27 protein-coding genes and 3 tRNA genes are annotated in these 25,866 nt (G+C 34.6%); 26 read left to right on the forward strand and 4 right to left on the reverse strand.

The genetic code is table 11. The features are described 5' to 3' along the window. The first annotated feature begins 113 nt into the window (after positions 1–113). The 16 genes from R8806_RS10800 to R8806_RS10875 all read left to right on the forward strand — a co-directional run bounded on the left by R8806_RS10800 (position 114) and on the right by R8806_RS10875 (position 14,994). Entirely contained in the window at positions 114–791 is a 678-nt protein-coding gene (locus R8806_RS10800) for a NigD1/NigD2 family lipoprotein (protein WP_124316722.1), read from the forward strand. A gap of 172 nt (positions 792–963) precedes the next feature. Beyond that, a tRNA-Tyr gene (locus R8806_RS10805) sits at positions 964–1,045 on the forward strand. Between the two features lie 7 nt (positions 1,046–1,052). Next, positions 1,053–1,125 (forward strand) — tRNA-Gly (locus tag R8806_RS10810). A gap of 113 nt (positions 1,126–1,238) precedes the next feature. Next, a complete protein-coding gene (locus tag R8806_RS10815) occupies positions 1,239–2,456 on the forward strand; it encodes a site-specific integrase (RefSeq protein WP_124316943.1) in 1,218 nt (405 codons plus the stop codon). Positions 2,457–2,555: 99 nt separating this feature from the next. Continuing rightward, a complete protein-coding gene (locus R8806_RS10820; protein ID WP_124316944.1) occupies positions 2,556–3,665 on the forward strand; it encodes a hypothetical protein in 1,110 nt (369 codons plus the stop codon). 165 nt (positions 3,666–3,830) lie between these two features. After that, positions 3,831–4,670 carry a hypothetical protein gene (locus tag R8806_RS10825; protein ID WP_124316945.1) on the forward strand — a complete coding sequence of 280 codons (840 nt, stop codon included), beginning with the start codon at positions 3,831–3,833 and terminating at the stop codon, positions 4,668–4,670. Between the two features lie 55 nt (positions 4,671–4,725). After that, on the forward strand, positions 4,726–6,573 hold the full coding sequence (locus R8806_RS10830) for a DEAD/DEAH box helicase family protein (protein WP_124316946.1): 1,848 nt from the start codon (positions 4,726–4,728) through the stop codon (positions 6,571–6,573). A 1,330-nt stretch (positions 6,574–7,903) separates the two neighbouring features. Continuing rightward, on the forward strand, positions 7,904–9,802 hold the full coding sequence (locus tag R8806_RS10835) for a hypothetical protein (RefSeq protein WP_124316947.1): 1,899 nt from the start codon (positions 7,904–7,906) through the stop codon (positions 9,800–9,802). A gap of 490 nt (positions 9,803–10,292) precedes the next feature. After that, positions 10,293–10,796 (forward strand): JAB domain-containing protein, encoded by a 504-nt coding sequence (locus R8806_RS10840; protein ID WP_124316948.1) that lies wholly within the window; start codon positions 10,293–10,295, stop codon positions 10,794–10,796. 622 nt (positions 10,797–11,418) lie between these two features. Then, positions 11,419–11,745: a tellurite resistance TerB family protein gene (locus tag R8806_RS10845; protein WP_124316949.1), complete on the forward strand. Its 327-nt coding sequence runs from the start codon at positions 11,419–11,421 to the stop codon at positions 11,743–11,745. A 26-nt stretch (positions 11,746–11,771) separates the two neighbouring features. Then, positions 11,772–12,116, forward strand: a complete 345-nt coding sequence (locus R8806_RS10850; protein WP_124316950.1) for a hypothetical protein — start codon at positions 11,772–11,774, stop codon at positions 12,114–12,116. 192 nt (positions 12,117–12,308) lie between these two features. Then, on the forward strand, positions 12,309–12,800 hold the full coding sequence (locus tag R8806_RS10855; protein WP_124318473.1) for a hypothetical protein: 492 nt from the start codon (positions 12,309–12,311) through the stop codon (positions 12,798–12,800). Between the two features lie 27 nt (positions 12,801–12,827). Next, positions 12,828–13,115 (forward strand): DUF6804 family protein, encoded by a 288-nt coding sequence (locus R8806_RS10860; RefSeq protein WP_124318472.1) that lies wholly within the window; start codon positions 12,828–12,830, stop codon positions 13,113–13,115. 212 nt (positions 13,116–13,327) lie between these two features. Next, positions 13,328–13,528, forward strand: a complete 201-nt coding sequence (locus R8806_RS10865) for a hypothetical protein (RefSeq protein ID WP_124318453.1) — start codon at positions 13,328–13,330, stop codon at positions 13,526–13,528. Next, positions 13,525–14,361 (forward strand): hypothetical protein, encoded by an 837-nt coding sequence (locus R8806_RS10870; protein ID WP_151411502.1) that lies wholly within the window; start codon positions 13,525–13,527, stop codon positions 14,359–14,361. The genes R8806_RS10865 and R8806_RS10870 overlap by 4 nt, the downstream gene beginning before the upstream one ends. Before the next feature lie 285 nt (positions 14,362–14,646). After that, positions 14,647–14,994 (forward strand): hypothetical protein, encoded by a 348-nt coding sequence (locus tag R8806_RS10875; RefSeq protein ID WP_124318455.1) that lies wholly within the window; start codon positions 14,647–14,649, stop codon positions 14,992–14,994. Here the strand turns inward: R8806_RS10875 and R8806_RS10880 are convergent. Then, positions 14,975–15,319 carry a hypothetical protein gene (locus tag R8806_RS10880; protein ID WP_124318454.1) on the reverse strand — a complete coding sequence of 115 codons (345 nt, stop codon included), beginning with the start codon at positions 15,317–15,319 and terminating at the stop codon, positions 14,975–14,977. The genes R8806_RS10875 and R8806_RS10880 overlap by 20 nt on opposite strands. Positions 15,320–15,768: 449 nt before the next feature. Between R8806_RS10880 and R8806_RS10885 the strand changes: the two genes are divergently transcribed. Genes R8806_RS10885 through R8806_RS10910 form a run of 6 tightly spaced genes read left to right on the forward strand, consistent with a single transcriptional unit; the run spans position 15,769 to position 18,175 of the window. Further along, entirely contained in the window at positions 15,769–17,070 is a 1,302-nt protein-coding gene (locus tag R8806_RS10885) for a hypothetical protein (RefSeq protein WP_151411501.1), read from the forward strand. Then, positions 17,057–17,443, forward strand: coding sequence for a hypothetical protein (locus R8806_RS10890; RefSeq protein WP_151411500.1), 387 nt, complete (start codon positions 17,057–17,059; stop codon positions 17,441–17,443). The genes R8806_RS10885 and R8806_RS10890 overlap by 14 nt, the downstream gene beginning before the upstream one ends. Further along, positions 17,443–17,598: a hypothetical protein gene (locus R8806_RS10895; protein ID WP_167513899.1), complete on the forward strand. Its 156-nt coding sequence runs from the start codon at positions 17,443–17,445 to the stop codon at positions 17,596–17,598. The genes R8806_RS10890 and R8806_RS10895 overlap by 1 nt, the downstream gene beginning before the upstream one ends. Positions 17,599–17,600: 2 nt before the next feature. Continuing rightward, positions 17,601–17,819: a hypothetical protein gene (locus tag R8806_RS10900; RefSeq protein WP_151411499.1), complete on the forward strand. Its 219-nt coding sequence runs from the start codon at positions 17,601–17,603 to the stop codon at positions 17,817–17,819. A 27-nt stretch (positions 17,820–17,846) separates the two neighbouring features. Beyond that, a complete protein-coding gene (locus tag R8806_RS10905; protein WP_167513898.1) occupies positions 17,847–17,996 on the forward strand; it encodes a hypothetical protein in 150 nt (49 codons plus the stop codon). A 2-nt stretch (positions 17,997–17,998) separates the two neighbouring features. Further along, positions 17,999–18,175 carry a hypothetical protein gene (locus tag R8806_RS10910; protein WP_167513897.1) on the forward strand — a complete coding sequence of 59 codons (177 nt, stop codon included), beginning with the start codon at positions 17,999–18,001 and terminating at the stop codon, positions 18,173–18,175. Between the two features lie 282 nt (positions 18,176–18,457). Here R8806_RS10910 and R8806_RS10915 read toward each other — a convergent pair whose 3' ends face one another. Continuing rightward, a complete protein-coding gene (locus R8806_RS10915) occupies positions 18,458–18,667 on the reverse strand; it encodes a hypothetical protein (RefSeq protein WP_151411498.1) in 210 nt (69 codons plus the stop codon). 482 nt (positions 18,668–19,149) lie between these two features. On the opposite strand from R8806_RS10915, the gene R8806_RS10920 reads away from it, so the two are divergent. The 3 genes from R8806_RS10920 (at position 19,150) to R8806_RS10930 (ending at position 21,675) form a co-directional block, all read left to right on the forward strand. Then, positions 19,150–19,836, forward strand: coding sequence for a hypothetical protein (locus tag R8806_RS10920; RefSeq protein ID WP_124316893.1), 687 nt, complete (start codon positions 19,150–19,152; stop codon positions 19,834–19,836). 451 nt (positions 19,837–20,287) lie between these two features. Continuing rightward, a tRNA-Gly gene (locus R8806_RS10925) sits at positions 20,288–20,360 on the forward strand. Between the two features lie 103 nt (positions 20,361–20,463). Further along, positions 20,464–21,675 carry a site-specific integrase gene (locus tag R8806_RS10930; RefSeq protein ID WP_124316723.1) on the forward strand — a complete coding sequence of 404 codons (1,212 nt, stop codon included), beginning with the start codon at positions 20,464–20,466 and terminating at the stop codon, positions 21,673–21,675. A 96-nt stretch (positions 21,676–21,771) separates the two neighbouring features. On the opposite strand, the gene R8806_RS10935 is transcribed toward R8806_RS10930, so the two are convergent. Further along, positions 21,772–22,326 carry a hypothetical protein gene (locus tag R8806_RS10935; RefSeq protein WP_124316724.1) on the reverse strand — a complete coding sequence of 185 codons (555 nt, stop codon included), beginning with the start codon at positions 22,324–22,326 and terminating at the stop codon, positions 21,772–21,774. An 875-nt stretch (positions 22,327–23,201) separates the two neighbouring features. Between R8806_RS10935 and R8806_RS10940 the strand changes: the two genes are divergently transcribed. Further along, on the forward strand, positions 23,202–25,046 hold the full coding sequence (locus R8806_RS10940) for a hypothetical protein (protein ID WP_124316725.1): 1,845 nt from the start codon (positions 23,202–23,204) through the stop codon (positions 25,044–25,046). A gap of 50 nt (positions 25,047–25,096) precedes the next feature. On the opposite strand, the gene R8806_RS10945 is transcribed toward R8806_RS10940, so the two are convergent. Next, on the reverse strand, positions 25,097–25,276 hold the full coding sequence (locus R8806_RS10945) for a hypothetical protein (protein WP_124316726.1): 180 nt from the start codon (positions 25,274–25,276) through the stop codon (positions 25,097–25,099). Positions 25,277–25,866 lie beyond the last annotated feature (590 nt).

Here is a 25,866-nt window from a genome sequence, read left to right on the forward strand (position 1 = left end):
TGTATGATAGCCTTTTTCCATTGATTTTAACATTATTAGACGCAACCATTCACGCAATTATCCATCTAAGTAATGAAAACTAAAAAACAACGAGTAATAAAAAGGGATTTAAAATGAAGTATCAAAAAGTAGTGACACTAATTATTCTTTTGCTCTCGGCAACATTCGCCTTCACATCTTGTAATGATGACGGGTATAGCTTGGACAAATTCTGGTTAGAAGTCGGTACGATTGAAAAAACAAGTGATCAGGATTACAGAATTATACTGGACAAAGGTCCTGTATTGTACCCATCCGTTTCAAATGTACCGGTACGTTACTTAGAAAATAATATGCGTGTGTACGCGGATTTTACCATCTTGCAAGATGCAAATCCGGGAAGTAGTGTAGATCATTACGTGCGAGTAAACGACCTGCAAAAGCTTCTTACCAAACCTATTGTACCCTATACCGAAGCCATTAGTGACAGCTTGGGTATGGATCCGATTGAATTACCGGAATACTGGATTGCCAACGACTTTATCACCTTCCGATTCTTTTATGCCGGAGGCGCTAAAGAACACATGGTCAACCTGACAAAGCATGAAGAATTAACAGCGGACGGGAAAACCCTGTTAGAATTCAGACATAATGCATACGGAGATCCGGAAAACAAAAGTCTTTACGGTTATGTCAGTTTCCCGCTAAAAGAATTATTTAACGAGGTAAGAGATTCCGTACAGTTACACATCAAGTACAAAGGTTTCGAGGAAGAAAGAACCATTGACATTACTTATCGTCCTCGTAAATAGGTCTCATAGTGACGATAAGATGTAACGAGGAGTTTTCGGTACCGAAAGCTCCTCGTATTCTTTTATCCACGAAATACATTTTTTTCAAGATTTTTCCACGTAATATTTGGTAATTCCGCAAAACTACCTATCTTTGTACCCGCTTAAAACAAGCAACTGTTCTTTGAACAAAGGGGAGATACCAAAGTGGCCAACTGGGGCTGACTGTAACTCAGCTGACATCGTCTTCGTAGGTTCGAATCCTGCTCTCCCCACTTATTCGCGGAAATAGCTCAGTCGATAGAGCACTAGCCTTCCAAGCTGGGGGTCGCGGGTTTGAGTCCCGTTTTCCGCTCTCATTTTAAAGCACTTACGATTGTAGGTGCTTTTTTCATTTCAGGCCATTTTCATGGTTTTTACCCCCTCATGTAAACCAAGATGTAAACCAGAAATGCAAACTAAATGCCTATGAATGCAATAGTTAGCATCATCTGTTATAAACAGAAAACATTAAAAGACAACAAACATCCATTAATGCTTAGAATTACCAAAGATGGTAAAAGGAAATATCATAGTTTAGGAATAGCAGTACATCCCCAACACTGGGACTTTCAAAAGAACAAACCAAAACCCAATTGTCCAGATAGAGATTTAATTAACAAGCTCATTTTAGCGAAAGAAACAGAATACCAGCAACAGATTTTAGAACTAGCTGCAACACAAAAACAATATACTGCGGCATCATTGGTAGAAAACAAGCAAAAGAAGTTTCAACTAAAAACTGTGAAGGAGTTTTATCAACAACTGATCAAGGAGTTTGAAGAAAACAATAAAGTTGGCAATCGACTTATTTACAAAACATCATTCAACTCTTTAAAAGCTTTCACTCAAAGTGAGCTTAATTTCTATTTCAGTGATATTGATAAAAATTGGTTACAGGCTTATGAAAAATGGCAAAGGAATAAAGGTAATAAAGAGACAACAATCAGCTTGCAATTCAGAACTCTCAGGAGTGCATATAATAAAGCTATTGAGGAGAAGGCTGCAAGTAAAAATGATTATCCTTTTGATGATTTCAAGATCGGAAAATTTAAAACAAAAACAAGGAAGAGAGCCATATCCAAGGATGATGTGAAACAAATTATCACAACAGAATCTAATAAGGATACCCCTTTGCGGAAACTTGCAAAAGATATATTCACATTCTCCTACTTATGCGGTGGGATTCCTTTTGTTGATATATCTAATCTAACGATGAAAAATATCCAGAGAGGAAGGCTTTTATATACCCGCCAGAAAACACATGGAGATATAAACCTCCAATTGTGTGATCAAGCTAGGGAGATTATAAAAAGATATTCCTCACACCAAAAGAATGCGATTTATCTCTTCCCCATCTTGAATGCTAATATTCATAAAACTGAACTACAAAAGCAGAACAGGAGGCATAAAGTGTTGGCACAAATTAATAAAGAACTGAAAGAACTAGCCTCTGAACTTGGAATTGAATCAAAAGTGACAACCTATGTTGCGAGACATTCATTTGCAAGTGTTTTAAAGAAATCTGGAGTTAATGTAGCCTTGATTAGCGAGGCGTTGGGGCATACAGATTTAAAAACAACTCAAATTTATTTGGATAGCTTTGAGAACACCCAGATTGATGCAGCAATGCAAAACCTTTTATAGTCACAAAGTCCTGTTTCCAGCTTGGATTCAGGACTTTTTTTTCTCTTTTCTTATATAATTAATCAAATTCTGTCCCTATCTTTGAAAACAAAAAGCATCATGGAAAGCGTGGATCAAAAAGATGAGCAATATCTAGGCTATCAATTTAACGGTGGGGATTTAAAAGAGATACTCCCAGTAATGCAAGAACATTTTTCATTCACTCTCTTTGAAATAAATGGTATGCTGGACTGGTGCAACAAGAAACTATATAACAATCAAGCCACAGAAACCACCGTTGATGAAAAAGGAATGCATCATTCACGTTTCAATCCAAAGAAATTTTTCATTGAAGAGAACCATCCAATCACTATTGTCTACCCAGAATCACTGGCTAAAAAGATACAGGAATTTTTTGATGATGAATCCAATTTAATCAAGGATGAGAAACAGAAGATCATCCTGTGGATAATGTTTTACGTTTACAGTGAATCTATCATTGAACCAGATTATTCAGAATGCTGGGACTACAATTACAGGATTTTCTATGAATTTGTGAGACCAGATATGCTGGCACTATATAAATTCCTGCATGATAATCATAAAAACTTCTCTTCCGATCAACAAGAGTACAAAGACTCTCCAAAATATAGAATGGAAGGGGCATGGTCTGATCCATATAAAAATATAACACTTTCTTATGGAAAACATTCCCTGACATTGAACAACATGAATAACTGGTTTCTCACCCATCTCACAGAATACCTTTGCCAGTATTTAAAAGAAGATGATATTAAAGAGGTGGAGTTTGAATTGAAGGAATATAAAAATAGAGTGGGAGCGAAACCAGATCATGACTTCCACAGGATTGTAACCCAGTTGTACCACTTCTTGCAGGATGAAACACCCTACCATGACCCAGAAATGAAAACAACTGATAAAATCTGCACCTTCATCACCAAATTTTTGGAGGTTCTGGGATTCCTTACCATAGTCCCGGATGATGATGAATTTAATATTAAAAAAGAAGAGAAGAAAAGGAGCAAGATTCTCTCCACTTGGGTCAACAACATTCGCACTAACATCAAGTACAATCTAGAGAGAGAGAAAGAAAGAGGGGCATATAAAAGCAAGAAACAAGAATTTTTTGAGAAAGCCTCTATTCAACCAGAATCTAATGAAGAAGAAGGGAAGACATTAATGGAGATATGGAATCCCAAGTACTGGTAAAAATTTATGCCATGAAACACCCTTAACTCTCTGGTTCTTATCACATAGAAAATTCACCCTTATCTTCTGGAATTACATTTTTTCCTGCCAAAATCCATTGCCATACCTTTGCATTGTAATCAACATCATAAAGTTGGTTACGGTGTTCTTTAGCTATTGAACAAAATGATGAATGTAAGGTTGAGAGGATTCCAGTCTCACAAGGTGGGACACTCCAAGGTAAAAGAAAAAATGGAGAGTTTGGAAACTTCACCCCCGAAACTCGTCACCCCCAGAAAGGATGAAATGGCCAATTATTCGGAATGGGGTTTTAAGTTAAATTTTTTTAATATAAAAATTATGAACGAAAAGATTCAAGAAGAGATTGGTGCAGAACAAATAGTAGAGCGTGCAGAACAAGTGGCTAAAGTTGAAACTAAAGAAGAGGTTATGGAAAATCCAGATAAAAAAGAGGAAGTAGCTCAAGAGCAGGTTGAAGAAACAACAGCAGAGCAGTCTCCTGCACCTGTAACTGGTATGGATAGAATCAAAGAGGCTATTGCTAGGATGACCAAAATTGAGATCAAACCTTTTTACAATATTAATTACTCCAAAAAATACGAGCAATTGAAAAGACATTGCGCATACAAACCAGTGCTGAGAATAACTACAGCCAAGGATGCCGGGGAGAATAGCCTATTTTGGATAGGGATTGGAGAAGCAGAAACAATAAAGTTGCCATTAAAGGCTAACAGTGAAAGCTTCTTGAGTTTATTGAGGTACATTCAAGAGGGGGTTCTTGATGATGAAGTTGACTTCAATAACAGCGACTTTGACGGGATGGAAGAAGACTGGGAAATAATGTACCTCAAGTCTTTGGGGAGCAAGAAATGTGATTTCACAATTTACTACGGGAACAAGCAGAATGTCTACTTATCCTATAAAAGCCAGTTCGGGGTGTTGACCTTCAATCTAAAAGAAGAAGGTGAAACTAAATACCTACTTTCCCAACTTTTGAGCAAGTAAATGTTTAACCTCTAGGAGGGGGGGAATCCCCTCTCCTGTCAAATATCTAATTCACATGAAAGCTAAATTACAATTTAACAAGGAAGGTTATATCACCGCCATACCAGTCAATTGCATCATTAACAAGGCAAGACCCAACTGCGGGGCTACCACCTGTGAAATTAATTCCCCCAGAAACTCCATCATCATTGAACCCAACCTGCCAGTTATCGAGGGGAAAGAAATATCCATGCAAGGGAAATTTTTCCCTGTCAAAAACGGGGTTAAGGTAAAAGAGATTAAAGACTACTTGAAGACAACGGTTGGATATAAAAAATTCATGACCACCCCGGAATCATTTCACAAGTTAAGAGAAGCCTTCAATGCCACTGGAGAAGATTTACATTCTTACTTCATGCTGTTTGATGAATCTCACAAGATAATCAATGATGCCCGTTTTAGGGTGGCTATCACCGCCATACTGGAAGACTTCTTCAAGTGCAAGGAGAGATCGCTAATATCTGCCTCCCCTTTCTCCAAGGAAGATGTTGAGCTGTTTAAACAGGAGGGGCTATACACCTGTGATATTAAACTGGAGAAGAGATACAAAAAAGATATAACAGTGATCAGCACCAACAACACCATCCAGACATTGAAGGATATATTATCCAGAAACACTTCAAGACAATACTTCATCTTTTTAAATTCAATTGATACCAGCTTGCAACTGGTGGAGAAGCTGGAGATTAAAGAGGAGAGTAATATCTATTGTAGTGGTGATGAGCATAACAAGAATAAACTCTACAGGAATGGTTACCATCAATTCCATCACCAGATAGGGAATTTCAATAAATATAATTTCCTTACAAGCAGGTTTTTCTCTGCCTTAGATATAGAACTGGATTACAAGCCAGAAGTGATCATATTCTCCGATTATAGCGTTGCCAGAAATTCTGTGATCTCCCCCCTTGATGATACTTGGCAAATTATAGGGAGGTTCAGAAATGGTGTGGCTTCCACCACTCACTTGGCCTTGACCACTCCAGAAGCTGTACCGGAATCTAAAGAATTAATCCTGCAAAAAATAATGGAAGAATATAATGCGTACAAGCTGGTGAAGGGATATAAAGAGTTACTCCCCCACTCTTTCCAAAGTCCATTGCAAGAATTTCTAGAGCATCTTCCCATCCATGAATATATAATGCCAAACGGGGAGTTGAACCGTTACAGGATTCATAACAGGTTAAATCATGAAGAGGTGGTGGGGATATACCAGACCCCGGAAACATTGAGGGAAGCGTACCTGCAATGCAATGATTACTTCAATCTCACTTTTGCAGAAGAATATCACGGGAATAAAGAGATGAGATTGGGTAAAAGGACATATAACAAATTCATGAAGAACATGAAATTCATGGAAGAATTCTATTACTTCAAATTGAATGAACCACTTGTAAACCAGCAGCAAAAGATGATTTTCAACTCTCTAAAAAAAGAAGATCCCCTGTTACTAGAGGCCTGCCAGCTCCTAACTAGGGAATTTATTGAAGAGGTGAGGTTTGATCGACAAACCTTATCCAGAGAGATCATCAAGGAGAGGTTCAATAGAGGGATAACCCGGCTTCCTGTCATTGATCTTGTTTTGAACACCTTTCATGAAAACAGGTTATACACTGAATCATATATAAAACAGGAATTGAATAATATATACAAGATTGCCCAACTGGAAAGGGAGGCTAAAGCCACTGATATTTCCCGCTTCTTTGAAACCTCTAAAAGGAGAACAGTGAACAAGCAAGGAGAGAAAGGATATTTACTATTGAATGCTAGATACTCCCTTTCCGGGAATAACCCCCGGCCAGAATTTAAAGAAACTAACACCGGGATATTGCTTGAGGTTGGTAGACAATTCATCGCTTCATGAAGAGATTCTATATAAAAGGACAAAACTGGATCTATCATATATAAATAAACAATTATTGTCCTTCATCCCCTGTCATCAATAGTTTTTAACCAGCATGTAAAAACAGCCCAAGGCTTGTTTTATGGCTATACTTTATCCATGCAAAAAATGAGAAACAGAATATAAACATATATATATCAATAGATTAATATTCAAACATGATGATATTTTCATAGTTTCCCGTGCCGGATTTTCTTATCTTTATATCATGAAATTGAATCAAGCTCGACTTCATTTCTCCCTGGAGATAAAAACAAGGAAAGGTGAAATAATCACTTTCTCACACCTTGAATATTCAATCCATGGCACTCTATTGGAAAAGCCATGTAAATTATCCATGTTTAAATAACACCCCCTGGAAATCAATATTTAAAATTGGAGGGGAGAAACACATCATATATAAATCCTCCCCCTGTTAAACGGGATATTATCAATCAAAACAATGATATAAACTGGATAAAAAGATAACATACATCAATCAATCTAGAAATCAGTCAATCTAAAAATAATATAACATGATAAATGAACAATCTAGCATCAATAAAGAAAACACCAATAAAATGGACATCAAGCAAAAAAGTGAAAAAGAAATATTCTATTTAAAAAGAATACCTGTTTATTATCTCTATATAAATAATCATTTCCACCTCGATTCCGGTTGAAATTTTTAAATATACCTTTATTATAACAAGCAATTTTATATCACTCTAAAAATCCGGGATGGTACAGGAATTAATTATTTATACCCCGTATATAAAGAGTTTTGAAAGGAAATGAAGAGAATGATGATCTAGAGAATATAATGAAGGTATGGTTATTAAATAGATTTCTATTCAATATTCACTGGATGGAGAAACAGTATATAATATCTTGATTAGATATATTTCATTTCAGGTGCTTGTCTTGATCCCATCCAAGTTTTAGATGGTTAAGGATGATGGAGGTTTAACGATCAAGAGGTGGTTGATTCACATGATATAGATTGTTTCCTTCTATCTCTTTATTAATTGATGTTTAGTTAATTTATTGGTTGATGGACAGATATTCATTTACATACTAGAGATAGATACTTTCTTGATTCATTTCCCCTTCCGGATTTTTTGAGCTTGTGGGAGATGATGATCAAGAGAAGAGGGAGGTTCATGAAACTTATCCTTGAGGTTGGCAACAGGATTATTCAACATTGCCACTCCATGATATAATCATTACTAGACAAGGACATTATTATTCCAAGTACAATTTATAAATAACAGGTAAAGAATACATTAACATTATCAATTAAATATAAATAATGATGAATATAAAATATTTAAAAACAATAACCATCCCGGAAGGGAAAGAATACTTGAACCAGTATCTAGAAGAATTTCCAGTTAATTGCTTGTTACATAAAGGAAAAACTGGATGCGGGGGTACTGAAATGGTTCTGAATGACAAGAGGAACACCATTATAGCGGTTCCTACCAAGGATTTGATAAAAAACAAGATAGAGCCTAATTTAAATAGAAAAGAGAGAAGGGATAACATACTGGGTGTGATGGAAGGGGTGGAAGAATACCAGATCAAGAATTACATTGACGAGCATGAAGTGAAGAAAATAATGGTTACATACGATTCATTACCCAAGGTTATAAAGATCATAGCTGCCAAAGGTGGGAATGCTTATGAAGATTACTTTTTACTGGTGGATGAATATCACAGGTTGTTTCTTGATAACCTGTTTAGAGATAAAGCGGTGAGGAATTTACTGGATGAAGCTACCAAGTTTAAATCTGTTACCTTCATGACTGCCACACCCGTGGATGAAATGTTTATCATGGATGAATTGAAATTCCTGCCAGTGCAAGAAATTAGCTGGAAGACACTGGAGCCGGTCAAGGTCACGGTGGTTAGAACCAACAGCTTGCTGGAACAGGTTCTTTTTTATATAGCTTACAGTAGAGGGTGTGCCATGCAAGGGGATATAAACCTTCATTTCTTTGTTAATAGCGTGGCGTTCATTTCCTCTATTATAAAAAAATCCCAGTTACCACCGGGGTTGTTTAGAGTGGTGTGTTCCAATAATAACATGAACAAGAAAAAACTGGGTGAAGGAGTAGAAATATCCACCACCAGCTCCCCTTCCAAAAAATTCAACTTCTACACCTCCACCGTTTTTGAAGGTAGTGATATTCTAGACATGAATGGTTACACCATAGTGGTGAGTGATGGTAACTCTGAAGGTAGGATTATAGATATATCCACCTCCATGAAACAGATATGTGGAAGGATCAGGGATAGCAAGTACAAGAACAGGGTGACTTACATTTGCCCTTTCCCCAAAAAACTAGAATTATCATGGGAAGAGTACAAGGCTTTTATTGATAAAGAGCTGGAAAATACTAGGGCTGGAATTGAAAGGATCAATAAACTGGAAGAGAAAGATAGATTGTGGGAGATAGATCTCGTGAAAAAAGGATTGAATGACACTTGCATCTTTATAAACAAAGAATCCAAGCTGGAAGTGGATACCAACAAGTACATGCTGGATTTATATAACTACAAAAAAAGGTGTGAGCTACTTGGAAAGGATTTAAACTTGAAACAAACCTTCAGCAGCCAGAATTATATCGTTTCCGAGATAGACCATGTTCCACACGAGAGAACTCCTTCATTGAAATTACTGGCAGGAACCTCCACCAGAAAATGTTTCAAGGATTACTTTGAAGAGTATGTCCAGTTAATGGAAAAAAGGGAAGGTGAAAACTCTCTAGCTTATCACTTCTCTAGACTGTTCAACTTGGAAGAAGAAAGACATCAAGTTCTGGCGAAAGAATACCCTCTAGTGAAAGAGGCTTATGAAAAACTGGGTGTGGATAAAGTGAAGAAGATGAAATATAAAACTTCTAACATAAAGAGGGAGCTGGGTAAACTGGCAAACATTCCAGATGCCAGAAGAGTGGTAGATTACATCAAGAAACGTTATGCCTTACCGGTTAAACTGGAAGTCAGCAGTTGGAGGGAGATCTTAAACCATATTTATCATGTAGAGTTAGGGCTGCAAGAATCAGCAAGGGCCAAGGCTACAGATTTAGATAAATGGTTTATCACCCGGTATGGATATTTTAATCAAGACGGGAAAACAGTGGATGCCATGACCGTTATAAGGGAGAAATCCATCATGGAGGAAGGGACAAAAGTTGATGAATGATATTAGAATAGACACTCTTTTGTCCTCAAGCTCCATTTCCCCGGCTTGGAAAATCACTATCATCCAAGTTGGGATCACTGTTATTTCCAGCGAAAAAATAGTCCTGTTTTTTAATATCTCCAGCTAGACCTCTATATTGAAAATAATAATATAATCATAACGGGTTAAATGGAGAGGGAGATTGAATTCATTCCCCCCTACCCTAGAATTTATCAAGGTTTATATTTTACTCCATCTAGCCAGAATCATGAAGAGCTTGTTTGAAAATATCATGATCTGGTTAGATACTGGAAGATTTTACAGGCAAGCACCGTTCTATCAAAATTATTACAAGTTCCAGTTGAATGACAAGAGCATTCCCCTCTTACATCCCCCAACATGGCTTTAAATAAAAACAAGATGGAAAGAGGATGATTCATGGTGATACTTCATTCATTTTTCATCCACTTCTCTATTTAAAACCAGTGTCTTATCAATTAAATTTATAATCATGAATGAAAAGAATCTATCATCACCACTCATCAATGAAACTAAAGCGGGAGAAGATTGTGATGATCTAACACTATTATCAGAGGTGGAGATTAAATACAAGCCAGAGGTTAAACCCAAGGATAGACCAAGGGTCACGATGGCGATGGAGGCATATAAACTCATCAAACCCTTTTTTGAAGGTTGTTTATATCACCATGAGGAAGCATGGGTGATGCTATTAAATACAAGCTGCAAGGTGTTAGGTGTCGCAAGGCTCAGTGTCGGGAATCAAGAGCATACTATCATAGACCCAAGAACCACCTTGCAATTGATGGTAAAGACCAATGCGGTCAATCTAATTATATTCCATAACCACCCAAGCCAGAGTTTGGCTTTCAGTCCAGAGGATATAAAAATAACCAAGAACATGATGAAGGCCTGCAAGCTGTTAAACATGAATTGTCTGGATCATATTATCGTGGGGGAAGATGGTTATTCCAGCTATTCAGAGGAAGGTTACTAGGAGGAATAATTATACTCAAGATAGATGAGAGATAAGAAATTTGAAAGGAATTTAAAACGGTACATGGTGATGATCTTGATCACTTTCATGGGTTACACCATTGCCTTGTTCACCATCTATCCAAAATCAGCAATAGTGGAATCTTGTGCTGTTTTTATCTTTTTTATAATCCTGTTACTATCCAAGAGAGGGTAAGGATTTTCACCTCTTTGGTTGTTTATATTGAATAGGCAGCCAGAGAGGTGAAAATCATTGATCGGAAGATTATCATGTTAAATTTTAATATTTTTGCAATCGACACCCCTTCGTGGACGTTTGTTAAATGCCATTTATTCTATATCTTTGTTGTGTCACTAGAGCGATCTGGTGATGGAATTTAAATATAGAAGGCGTTTAGTTTTATCCTGTAACTGAAATCTGGACAATTTCAACACACGAGGATAAGCGATACAAACGTTCATGCTTGCCATATATACGACTTGCATATAATGGTTTAGCGTGGGGTGTCGTTTTATCCGTGTGTAGGGAGTCCAGACCCTCAGTTGCGATAATTCTAACAGTTCCCACGCTTTTCTTTTTATATAATACCTTCTGGGAATTGAGGAAAAATACACTAGTAACCATGGAATTTAATAAAATTGAACGCATTGCTATTACATCTATTTTAATTGGAATGATGAATGTTGATAACGATGTCGACTTAAGAGAAGTTTTATATTTTAATCAAATACAAAACACAATCGGAATCACTCAAGAAGAATTTGAACAAGGGAAAGAACAGAACATCTTACTTTCTCTAGTTCTTATAAAAACCATGTCTGATAATAAAAAACTCGCTCTTGTTAAAATGCTTATAGAGATGATAAAGGCAGACGGTAAAGAAGCTCCCCAAGAAATGCAATTATTTAATATTATCATTGAATCTACGGGGATAAACAAATTACTTTAATAATGATCACTCAAAATATAATAAATATGCTAGTAAAATTTTCATCTAAAGACACAGCTACACTTTGTAAAGGATTAAACAAGTTAGTGAATTATAATACTTCTAAACCACTCAGTAGATTCTCTGATATACCTCAATATATGCGTCAAAAAGCAACACAAATAATGGCTGAGTTAAAACAAGATGGCATGACCAAGCTTGAGATAGATACATTGAAAATTCTACTGACCGCAACAAAAGAATTTGGTGGACTTTTTTATGATGTAGCTCTATTTCAGAAAATACAGAATTTAATGTACCAATGTGAATATAACCAATGTAAACCCAATTTTAAAACAAGAGAAGGTGAGGATATTATATTTATACCCTAACATTCTATCGTAATAGCAATTAAAAATTTATCATGGACAGGGAAGAATTTAAAACAGGAATGATTACCCATTATATCATTAAAGCTATAATCTGGGCTTTTATTATAGGCATTCTAGTTATGATATTCGATTAAATTTCAACCATTCACCAAGATACTATTATCTAATTACTAATAATAAATAAATCACCGTATGAAAAAATACAAAATAATACCAATCTTATTGATACTTGGATTACTATTTTCAGCTTGTAGTAAAGAAAAAAAACTGACAATAACAGATGTCTCATTTTCAAGTAGTAAAGCCTATTCTTTAGATCAACAATCTATAAAAAGAAAATTGCTAGGAACTAAAGTCGGCATAACTAAATTCGATGATCAAATCAAAATCAATTTTTATAACTCAAAAAATATTGTTGAAGAAAGTTTCATCCTAGATAAAGCTCAATTCAAATCATACGATTATTATTATGAAAGCGAGCAGCAATATAAAGGTACACTATTATCTCATAATTATTTACCCACAATTCCAATTCAATTTGCACAAGTAAATGGAAACCTGTTTTCACAATATATAAAATTTGAAATACAATTAACAATACAGAAAAATAAAACAGGTCGCATTTCTTCAGCCAAAATGGAAGTTGGTAACACGCAAGGAAAAATGTTCTTAACCCTTAAATAGAAATCTGATACTTCAATTACTACTAATATGAAACCTCTTTACATAGCTTGTTGCATCATATTAGGAATAGCTCTCCTACCAATCACAGGGGGATTTTATACCCTAGTGAGAATAGCCATAACCATTGGTGCTGTTATTGCAGCATTCCAAAATTCAAGTAACGGGATAAATATATGGAGCATCATGTTTGGGATTGTTGCTATACTATTTAATCCTATTATTCCTGTTTATTTACATGACAAAGGAGCATGGATGATGATTGATATTATTGCCATGATCCTATTTATTATCCAGATTGTGAGAAATAAGGAGTAGGACAATAATTGATGAATTATATATAGAATGAACTAGATTTGTCCCTCTAAATAGTGAGGCTATAGAAAGGAGCCAAATTCATCACTCATTACAGAAAATATCTAAAAGACAAAGAAAACGATGTAAACCTCCTACCAATCGGAGCATTACACGCCAGAAAACACAACATCAATGTTGAAGGAGTAGTCACTAACAAAGGAATCCCTGTCCTAATGGAAAAAGGAGGTTCCACTAAACAAGCGGCTGAGATTGAGAAGAATGAGATTATATTCAGACCAAAGGTAACTGAGAGGTTAGAAGAGTTATTTAAAGAAGGCACTGATGATGCTGCAATTGAGGCTGGGAAGTTATTAGTTAGAGAGATATTATATAATACTAAGGATGAAGGTGAATTTATTAGTACTGTAGAATGATGATAGATTTTGAGAAAGTAAATGCTTATTTGAATAAAGTAAGAAAATTTAGTAAAGGTGGAATAGTGAAAAAGGATGAACCTATTAAACAGACACAGGCAGAAAGAGCCTATAATTTTATAAATCCAGCAGATGGGTTTAATCTTTTCTCCACATTAAGATATTCAACTTTTCCAATTTATAGTTGGTTAGGCTCTACTATACCTCTAAGACCTGAAAATGATATGGCAACTCCAGTAGAAGAAGCATATTGGAAACACTATTTAAACTTAGGTAGAAATAAAACATTAGTTCCTGATACTAAATCTAAAATTAATTGGGATAAAGAAAATGGGTCTAATTCAGAATATGTTGGGGTTCCTCAACCAGTAGCTAGAAGAGTTCAAGCATTGGCTGACACTCTTAACATGGGAAGAATAGTAAGAAACTATCAAACATACAAAGAAAAATATCCAGAATTACCAGAAGAAGATACAATGAATGATATGTACAAATTTGGTAAGGAATTATTAGATTCAGGAAAAGCTCAACAGGCTAAGGAACATATGTCAATCAAAGAAGTTAAAAGAAATCCTAATTATATACAAGATAGGGCTTCTGGATTAGAGATATTAGGTAAGTTTGGCATGAAATGGGATAAGAATACTAATACCATTAAATTATATGATACTTATGATTTTCCTTCAAGATATACAGGTAAATATAGTATCCCAGAAAGAGAAAAAACTTTAAGAATACGTGAAGATATTAAATTTGATCCAAAACAAGGATCATTTCTATTAAGAGATAACATGAAGAATTATTATACAAATGAAGATAAATACTACCAATAAACTACCATTATTAATAGTTGCAGGATTAAATCTTAGTGTTATATCATCAATGTTAATAGCAATCGCATTAAGAGAATATTGGGGAATATGTAATCTAGTATATTGGAAACAATTATCTAACATATCAGATTATATATTGCTAATGGCTATCATATTACTAATTCCTTCAATTATATACTATGGCTATATAAGAAAATGGAAATATTTAATATGGTTATTAGTAATCGGATTTAATCCTATAACTATTATATGGTTAATAACAAATATTTAAAATGAACATGAATTATGTACACAAAAATAGAAACACCAAAAGAAATTCAAGTTACTTGGCGTTACCAAAGTACAGAATATCCCATAGCCGCATTTAAAAATGAAGAAGGGACTATATACGCTATTACTTATGAACACCCTAATTTTTCTGTATTTAGAAAAATAAATGATAAGGAATACATTACATCTAGATTAGGAGGACATTTAGAGGCAACAGAAGAAGAATTAGAGTTATTTAAATCTCTGTTAGATCAACTTCCAGAAGAAAAGAAAAAGGAGGTAAAAGCAGAATATAAACGCCCCTACCTCACAGATAAATACACAATGGAAGATGGTACTATTATTATTCTAAAGAGTTTTTAATATCTTGAAAAGCTTGAATGATGTCATCTATAATTTTAATTCGCTCATCATGTGAGGGTTCTTCTAATACACCTACATATAAAATATTATATGTCTTACCATCATACACATAAGTTTTTGAAATGGAATTTAAACCACTACTATCAACTTCACCACAAAAGACAACATCCATTCCAGTATCTGGTAAATGGAGATATGTAGTTTCAATAACTAGAATATAAACACAATCTTTAATTGGAAGTATGTCCTCAGGGTAATAACAAGAAAACTCATAATCTTTTTTAGATTTACCACGAAGAGTGAAGTAAGTTTGACGATCGCTCATAATGAATAAATTTAAAATTAATAACAGCAAATATAATAAATAAGGACAAGAATTGATGAATTATATATAGAATCAACAAAAGTTGTCTCAACAACTATTTATATTCATTCTAAATAATATATAACACATTGGAAATTATGAGAATATATATTAAATTTGTGATAGATAAATACTTAGAAATAGCAGAGTACAAAGCCCTCTGCAATGGCTTTAGATATTATTACCTTCTAGGTAATCTGCGGCAGTATGCTGACACATCCTCCCACTTACCGTATCTAAAGCGGCGATAACCATGTACAAAGACAGGTTTTGAAAAGGTGCAATTACAGATCATAATTAGTTCCTCCCATTAAATTAATTAATACTCAATTATTTTTAAAGTTGCAAGAACTATTTGAGCTGTAATTACACCACAAAATAACTAATAATTTAAACATAAATATGAAGAAATGGCTTTAGATTTTGATAAAGTAAATTCTTACTCAAGAGGATTAAAAGAGAAAACTCAGCCTAGAGATAATACTAGAATAAATAGTAAACTAGAACCTAGATTGAAGAAGAAAGAAGAAAAGGAGCTTCCAGATAATAGGACTTATTTATCTCAAGCTCCTTCTAAAGATATTAGAGAAGCAAATAATCTTAATCATACATTAAAACAGATTCAAGATTTTGGAGATAAATTGAAACAAGTTGGATTGGATTTAAGAGATTATGCAGCAGTTGGGACTTCTATGTTAAATCCAGCTGCAGGGATGGTGTTAGGTTTGGGTGATGCTGGGATTAGTGCAGCTAAGGGTGATTATGTTAGTGGTGGTGTACAAGCTGGGTTGGAGATGTTACCTTATGGTGCTGGAAAACTTTCTAAAGTTTCTAAACTTCCAGATGAATTATATAAACTAGCATCCAAAACAAAAGTAGGAGAAAAAATCATAACAAAACAACAAGATAAAGCTTTCCAAAAAGGAATTGACGAAGTAATTCAAATGTGGAATGGCAGTTCTGATCTATCTAAATATAAAATATATAAAGATTCTCCATATATGCCAGAATTAGTTAAATATGATCTTGATCCTAATATTGCAAAAAGAATTAAAAATTCTGGATTAAATGTTAGAGATAAATATAGTTATATGCTTGATTCGGATGGAGAAGAAATAAATAGGTTTATTTTATATGACAACAGTCCTAAAAGAAATCATTATCAATATAAAGGAGAATCCGACTTAGGCTCTGTAAAAGAAAATTTAAAAAATAAGTCTATAACAGGATATTTTGATGATTCTCAAGGATATAATGATATAGCTATAAAACGTAGAGATAACTCTGGAATTTTAAGAAAACCCAAGGAGATTAGAAGAACTTCTAACCATGAGGCAACACATTTATTACAAAATAATTATGGAGTGTCATTAGATGTTTTAAACTCTAGTGGAACTTATGGAAAGCTAAATGCTAATACTAATGTAGGAAATAAATTAAGTAAATTCTTAAATACTTCTAATGAATGGGCTGCAAGTGGAGATGAATTACATTCAGATTTATGGGCATTTAGAGTAAAACATAAAATTGGAACTAGAGATTTAACTGATGAAGAAGCTAAACAATTTATAATTGAAAATAAAAGACATTTTATAAAAGGAGTAGATTCAAATAATAAAACATTGATTGAAGGAATTAAATTGGCTCCAAGTGTGATTCCCGGATTTTTAGGTGTTAAATCATTAATGAATATGAGCAATGAGTCCAAATGATAATTTAAATGAACTTAAACTTGTTACATTTTATAATTCTGCCAAATCTAATTTTGATGTAGTCACTAATATATTTGATTTTTTCAATAAAGATGAATTATTATGTGAGGTAAATAAGGATAATCTAAATTTATTATACCTTATGTTTAAAGATCTTGGAAGATATAACACAAACTATTCTGAATATAAGAATAGAGAAGAAATAAGACTAGTCCAAAACAAATTGGATAAAGTTAATATTCAGAATCTATCAGAACTTAAGGAATATATAATTACAGCTTCCAAGTTTTATAAATTATTAGATAATGATAAATATAATGAAATTATTGAATTCCTAGATACAAAGAAATTTATTCCAAAAGAAACTAATTAATGAATAATGAATGTAATTTAAACACACTAACAGGGGCAGAAATTCTACAGTTAATAGATAGTGGTAAATTTATAAATGCAATTAGTAAATATGGATATGCTACAGTTCCCACAGCAATTGGAGGAGCTACAATGTTAAATAATAAAAATGAATAATTATGGAAGAGAATGATGATGAATATGAACATTTAGGAATATTATATTCTATAGAAAATAAAATTACTGGGGAATGCAAATGTTTTAAAACACGTAAAGAAAGCTTTGAATATTTAAAAGTAAATAATCTATCAGAAGGAGAATATGAAGATGGAATATTATTCATAACTGTTCCAGATCCATTATTTGAGAATATACCTCTTTTTCCAGAAGAAAAATAATAATTCAAATAATAAAAATGAATAAATATGTTTATACCTTGCCCTATTGTTTGGATTAAAGATGATGAAGGTAATGATGTCATTTTCCCAGTATTATCTGATCCAGAGATAAAAGAAGAAGAAAATATTATTCCTCTCCCAGAAGAAACTAATAATCTAAATAATAAAAATGAATGATTATGAATATTGGAAGTGGATATGCTTTAACCTTAATGCTCAAAGCAACAGAAGAATATATGGTATTTTATTCTCAAGAAGAATTTGATGAATATATAAGAGAACATAATCTATCAGAAGAGGATTATATAGATGGGTTTATACATTATGAACTTCCTCCTGAAAAACTAACAATTTAAAATGAACATGAGTATGAATAACGAAATAAAACAAACACCTCTCATGCAAGTAACATGGGATGGAACTTATGTACAACATAGAGATGGAATCTCTTTAGATCCGAATACTCAATATTTTCAAAATCAATACCCCAACTACTACAGTAGGATTTTTAATAGCAGAAAATGATAAAGTAATAGTTTTGGCATCCAGTATATATGGAATATGCATCCCAAACTCTATGGCAAAGAATTTTATAGAGATACCTAAAAGTTATGTAATAGAGAGAAAGGAATTAGATCCTAACCCTCTAGATCACTAATTCTACTTTCTAAATCCTCAATCTTACTTTCAAGTTCTTTGATCTTGTCAAGAAGAGGTTGGGGATCTGGAAATACTCCAATATGGGCATTACAGTTGCTACAAGTTATGACAATATAATCTTTCCCATTTATATATGTTTCATTAATATCGAAAATATCACTCTGGCATTCTTGATTAGGACAATTCATAATATAAGATTTAATTAATAACAGCAAATATAATAAAATAACAACAATTGAAATAATATGAATTATGAAAAATAAGCAGATACCTCTCTTAGATATATAAATCTATAAAAGCTATATCATAGAGATTAAGAAATTAGATAAAATAACACAACATCTTGTAAATTAAAATTTTACAAGGTTACTAGGAAACAAGGTTAAAAAGTTTTATTTTTGTAAATAATTCAAGATTAAGAGTTTGTAATTAAAATTTAAAATTAAAAATTAATATTATGAAAATAAGTGAGAATTTAATAAAGAAACTACAGGATGGTGGTCAGATGCCACTACAAGTTTGTACAGCTCAATTCAATTAGTTTACAAACTGAATCTTTATTACTAAATTTTCTAATCCCTATACTAACTTTATAATATCTATATTTCATATCTATATACAGGACAAAAACATATCAATCATATATAAAATCAAATAAAACTGTCCCACGATGAAAACACAATCTAATATCATAATTACATTCCTTTTCCTTATCATCTCCTTTAATGCTTGTAACACCAAAACAAGTTCGCAATTTAATAACTACAATATAGCTCTAGATACCATTATATCTGGATATAATAGTAAAGACTTGGACATATACACAGAAGCACAGCACAGAATCACATCTAATATCAATATATATGATAAAATGCAAGAAGATACTCTCCTATCCCCAATGGAAAGAAAGAATCTAATTGCTAAGCTTAGTAATGCATCACTCACATGGAATCAAGTAAATCACATCTTCACAAAGATAATATTTATCCCTGATGATAATAACAACATCATGGGATCAATTGAAGTTTCCTATATAAATCATGATCATGATAATGTTAATGATACAGATAGCATTACAATTCTACAAATCTACACCCCAGAAGAAATGAAAAACATTCAAGTAACATTAGCTGATTGGGAACAGGATTCTATATATAATGAATATTATTTAAATATTATATCACTAGAGCATGGGAGCTTCATTTCTCGATTGAAAAATAAAGATCAAAAAGAGTTCCTAGAAAGAGATGTTATGCTTATATATGAATATATACAAGAGATAGATTCATGTTATATAGCTGCATCTATACCCTTAAAAATACTCCAAAAACAATTGAAAGAAGATAATATGGAATGAGATTAATGGAAGAAACTAAATGTGAATCATAAGCATTTTATTTAAGTTCCTATTCAACCACACATCTATAAAAGGATAGTTGATAACTTTAAAAATAATGACCTATGAGCAACACTAGCTAAATACCAACCACCAACACTTCAATCTGTAATATATAAGATATAAATACTATTGAAGTGTAGAGGATGAGATAATCAGTAGAACATCATTTTTACTCATTATCTTATGAATTTTATGAGAAATTTTTATTACCAACTAGGTAAAATCATAAAAAAAATTCATGATTTTCATCAAAATTGGGAATGAAAACATCAACAATAATATATTGATATTTAAATATTTGCAAAACAAATTACTTCATTTCTGATTTTACATTGAGGTAAACCAACAGGTAAACCACAGAAATAAAAAGACATTTACCAAGTTGTAAGTGATTATAAATAAATAGATTGCGGAAATAGCTCAGTCGATAGAGCACTAGCCTTCCAAGCTGGGGGTCGCGGGTTTGAGTCCCGTTTTCCGCTCTCATTTTAAAGCACTTACGATTGTAGGTGCTTTTTTATTTTTAGCGGTTTTAGTGGGTTTTCAACAGTAATTGTCAACCGAGGCGTCAACCAAAAATTTGACATGGGAACCTCTATTTCAGTAGTTTACTACAAGTACAAGACACTTTCAAACGGGGAACACCCGTTAATGCTTCGTGTTTACAAAAATGGTAAACGTAAACTCGTGAGCATCGGTATCTCGATTCACCCGAACTTGTGGGACGTTTCAAAGAACTGCCCGAAGAAAACGTGTCCGAATAAAGAACTTATTAACAAGATCATTGCGGACAAGATAGCCGAGTACAACAAGCAAATCCTTGAATTAAAGGTCGAGCAAAAGGAATACACGGCAGCCTCTTTGGTGGAAAGCACGGAACAGGAACTTAAGCCTAAAACGGTGAAAGAATTCTACTCCGAGTTAATTGAAGAGTTCAAAAAGAATGGAAAGGCGGGTAACACTAGTATATACACGGATTCACTTAACTCCTTGAAAGCGTTTACCAAGAACAAGCTAGATTTCTATTTCAGTAACATTAACAAAAAATGGCTAGAAAAGTACGAGCAATGGCAGAAGGACAAAGGGAATAAAGAAACCTCCATAAGTTTACAATTCAGAACGTTACGAAGTGCGTATAACAAAGCCATTGATGCAGGTGTCGCTAACAAGAAGTTTTACCCTTTCGACGAGTACAAGGTCAGCAAGTTTAACACGAAGACCAAGAAAAGAGCCATTTCCAAAGAAGAGGTGATGAAAATTATCTACACGGAAACCATAAACGCAACGAAGTTAAGAACCTTAACCCGTGATGTTTTCACGTTCTCTTACTTGTGTGGTGGAATATCGTTTGTAGATATAGCGAACCTCTCGGTGGATAATATCTGTAACGGGAAGTTAAAGTACACACGACAGAAAACGCACGGGGAGATAAAATTGAAACTATGCGACCAAGCGAGAGAGATCATCAACAAGTATCACGAGAAAAAGGCTCGTTACTTGTTCCCGATTTTCGACGCCAAGGTACACAAAACACCCGTGCAGAAGAAGAACAGGGTGCACAAGGTACTCGCAAAGGTCAATCGTGAATTGAAAGTTCTCGCTTCTGAACTCGAAATCGAAGCCGACATGACAACATACGTCGCAAGGCATTCATTCGCCACGATATTAAAGAACTCGGGTGTCAACATTTCTCTAATTAGCGAGATGTTAGGACATACCGATTTAAAGACAACCCAAATCTACCTCGATAGTTTCGAGAACACGCAAATGGAGGCTGCAATGAGCAACCTACTATAAACAATAATACCGTTTCTCCAATTTCGGGGAAACGGTTATAATAAATGAGCCTTTCCAAAGAACCCCAGCAATGGAAAGGCTGTTTATTTGTATTGACTATTCCGCAGAAGAAACCTCTGCAAGTTCATCAATAGTTTCTTTTGAAAGAGGATCATTCTGATACCTTGTCAATTCATCTTCCGAGAAAATGGCGAAGTTCATCCGATACAATTTCTCATGAAACGTGTTCTCTAGTCCATTCTTGAACACTTCATTTACTAGCTTTTCGCCTGCTAGCACGACGTGTTGAGCTACGAATCTCGGTGTTAAAGAATAGCGGAATGTCTTGCATTCTTCATTAAAAGTTTTCAAAGCTAATAATCTCTTAACAGCTTTATCAAACTTCACGAAGAACTCGATTGTGGGCATCCCGTTCTTAACTAGAGCTTTCAATATTATTTTACGTGCAAGTTCTTCGTGCGTTCCCTCCTGCGCTCTTAACCGTCCCCTAGCACTAGACAGGACACTATTAAAAGCACTATCGGGGTTCGCCCTCCGTTTACTTTCACGCTTGGATTTCAAGGTTTCTAACTCCTTTTCAACCTGAGCTAACTTGTTTTGAGTCGCTATCAGCTCTTCCACGACTTTTCGGAACTCTGAATATGTTTCCATGTCAATTATATCTTTAAATTAATCAAATATAGCCGAGTCTAATGACTATCGACCTTTTACCAATTCTCCAATATAACTGCTGTATGTCATCTTAATAATGGTTATCACTAACCACCTAGCCAATGGGCTATAAAATCGTGGACAGATGACCAAAAGTGAGAAATAGACCCTCCACACGTTCTATTCCCCAACACACGCTTTACTTCATAGCTGGGACTACTTCGTCATAAACGTCCTTCCAAGTGCAAAGGTATTCAATCCTTTTTAAATTACAATCATAATTCACGATTATCCTCTCATTAGCCTGTTATTTGCACGATAAACGTGACAAAAACGTGTTTCACGCACGATTATCCTGTTTAAAACGTGTTTTCATGACGTTTAACCTGTTTGAAACGTGCTAACATAAAACATCTTAAAAGAGAGGTACACGTTAGGTTTAGATTATCTTTTGAAGTATCTTTGTACTAGAGAATTGGGAGAAACTGGTAAGAGTTTGAATGATGAATAATACCCCGTTTACTATCGCTTTCAAGCCAATTAATCATCAAGTAGATTTTTTTCCCGAGCAACCGCCCTCTAACAAGATTTTACAAAGAGATCGGCACTTATCACCACGAACTCGATCACCATTACAAACTGACTTCAAGATCAATTTCCAACTTCGGACAGGTTTTCTGATTCTGAAATGACTATTCCTTTATATAGTTTATAAAATCAATATTCCTGTCGAGATCAACCCGTTTTCAAGATCAACTTCGGACAGGAATCCCGCTTGCGAGTTCACCACTTGTTTATAAAGAATATAGAATTAAAAAAACTGTCTAGCGGGAAACAGAGATTATCTATATATAAACACCTATTTTAAAATGGGAATGCAAACAGAATGTATAACAGCACCAAAAGGGACAAATTATTTAAGCGATCTATGCGATCGGCTAGTATTCAGTGACAGGTTTAACGATAAAGATTTCAACAAGTGTATTCTTGACAAGGGAAGGACAGGGTGCGGGGGAACGCACGTTGCAATAAACAACGATTACCCGACCTTGATCGCCATGCCTTACAAGAACCTAGTTTATAACAAGACAGGACAGTTTAAACACTTGCTAGGCGTGACAGGAGATACAAGGGACGAGGAAATTACTAGATACATACATGAACATGGAGACAGGTTAAAAATAGCGACAACTTACAACAGCGTGGAGAGGGTGACAAGGTTACTTCAACAAAACGGGGTGAACCCGTACACTGGCATGGATTTACTCGTTGATGAATTGCACGTGCTGACAAATAGCTATAACTTTAGATTGGCAGCTATTAGAAAGCTGGTTGCGCAAAGCCTGCAATTCGACAGGGTTACTTACATGACTGCCACGCCTGTCGATAGAGAATTTTTACTTGATGAACTTGCAGGATTACCCGTTGTCAAGGTTGAATGGGAAGAACCCGAAATTACGGGGATCACCTCCATACACGCAACCGATTTAATTAACTCTACCGTTGGATTGATAGAAATTGAACCGAGAGACAACAACTTGCATTTATTCGTGAACAGTGTCGAGTTTATATCCTCTGTTATTAAAAAAGCGAGCTTGCAACCCGAAGAGGTTAGGATTGTTTGTTCAACGGAAAGTCGGGGCAAGAATCAAGCTAAACTAGGTGAAAGGTACGAGATTGAAGACACGACAACACCCGTTAAAAGGATTAACTTTTACACCTCTACCGCTTTCGAGGGATGCGATATTTACGACAAGAGAGGAAAGACATTTATTATCACGGATATTCACAGGGGGCATACCTTGCTTGACATGAGTACAACGTTTATACAGGTGGCGGGACGTGTGAGGGATAGTGTTTACAAGTCCGAGGTCACACACCTGTATAACACGAATCAATACAGGACGAACGTCAGTCTTGAAGAATTTAGAGCGGCAACGGGAAGACAAGCTGGAAAGAGCAAATCGTTTGTCGAGGCGATCAATCAAATGCAAGAGGAACACAGGAAAACCGTTATAGCGAGTTTAAAGAAGACAGGCTTTGACGGGAAGTACATAACGTGGAACGATGAAACTAACACGCTGGAATACGATCCCAACCTGTTAAAAATGGATACCCGAAATTTCAAGCTAACCAATCACGATTACACTTCTTTAGAATCCGTGCGTGAAGAATACCGCAAGAGAGGTTTAATATTAAAAAATCAATACGAGGCACACGTTAGCGAGGTGGAAAAGGAAAAGAGAATGCCTGCCAAACCTAGGGAGTCATTTCGGGACTTGTTTAACGAGTATGCCGATTTAAAAAGATCGGGTAGCATGATTCTCTCTTTCGAGGACGACAGGGCAACGATCATTGAAAGGCAAAAACCGCTAGTGAAACCCGCTTTTTACAAGATCGGGGAATGCAGGGTTAAAGAGTTGAATTACAACGTCACGAACATCAAAAGAGAGCTAACAAAACTATCTTTAACCTCCGAGGGCAACAAGATCGTGGAATTACTGTATCAAAAAGGGTACACGGACACGGGAACGGTGAAAACCGCAACGGAAATAAAGAATGACTTGAACGAGATATACGGTTTTCTTGAAATAGACAGGAAGTCTGTGGCGACAGACCTGTCGAACTGGTTCGAGATTGAAAGCGTGACTAGAAAGATCGACGGCAAAAGCACTAGCTGTTACAAGACCATTAGGCGAAAGATCATATACTCCGAGTAAACAGAAAAAGCCAACACCTTAAGGACATTTAGGGTGCTGGCTTCAAGCATTTAGTTGTGCTGTCTTTTCTTGACGAGCTTCGGTTTGGGATTTCCAAAAATATCAGGATATAACATTTTTAATCTCTCCATGTTTACATACCTGAATAAATCCATTTCATGGAAAATTCGATAATGTTCTACACCAAACCATTCTGAATTGGAGGTTTTTCCTTTCTTACGTAATTTCATAGGAATAAATTTTTCTAACAAACAAAAGAGTATCTAATTCAGGAAAGAACATCAAGCCAATCATTTACATGTACAAAGATACTTATTGAATAGGATAGCACCAAGTAAATATACCAGAATATCAAATATTTATATATGTAATAACGTGTTGATTTATTGTTATGTTGACAGCTTGGAAGATAACGAATATTGCATTTTAGATATTCCTCATAACAGAATTTTAGTTAGTGAGTAATTCTCTCCATTTTAACTATTATATACCAATTCTTAGGAAAAGTCACTAACTCAAATGTTTAGTCATTAGTTATTCTTCCATGACAATACCGTTTGCCCAGCGTTACTATTTCAAATGCTTGATGTAACTTTCCTCCGTTAGAAATGCTTGCAATAAATCGAATAATGATTTAAATTCACCAATTGTTTTCATAATAGCAAAGTTTATTTTTTTTGTTACATAAACTTTGGTGAATTTTATAAAACAGCCATAAAATAACTTAAAAATAAGAATTTTCGGTCAGTTGTAAGGCCAACTTGTTGTTATCAAATAAGTGTTGTTTAAAAGTTAAATCTTCTTAACTATATCCCGTGAT

Origin of the sequence: Butyricimonas faecihominis (assembly GCF_033096445.1) — a bacterium.
Taxonomy (GTDB): Bacteria; Bacteroidota; Bacteroidia; order Bacteroidales; family Marinifilaceae; genus Butyricimonas; species Butyricimonas faecihominis.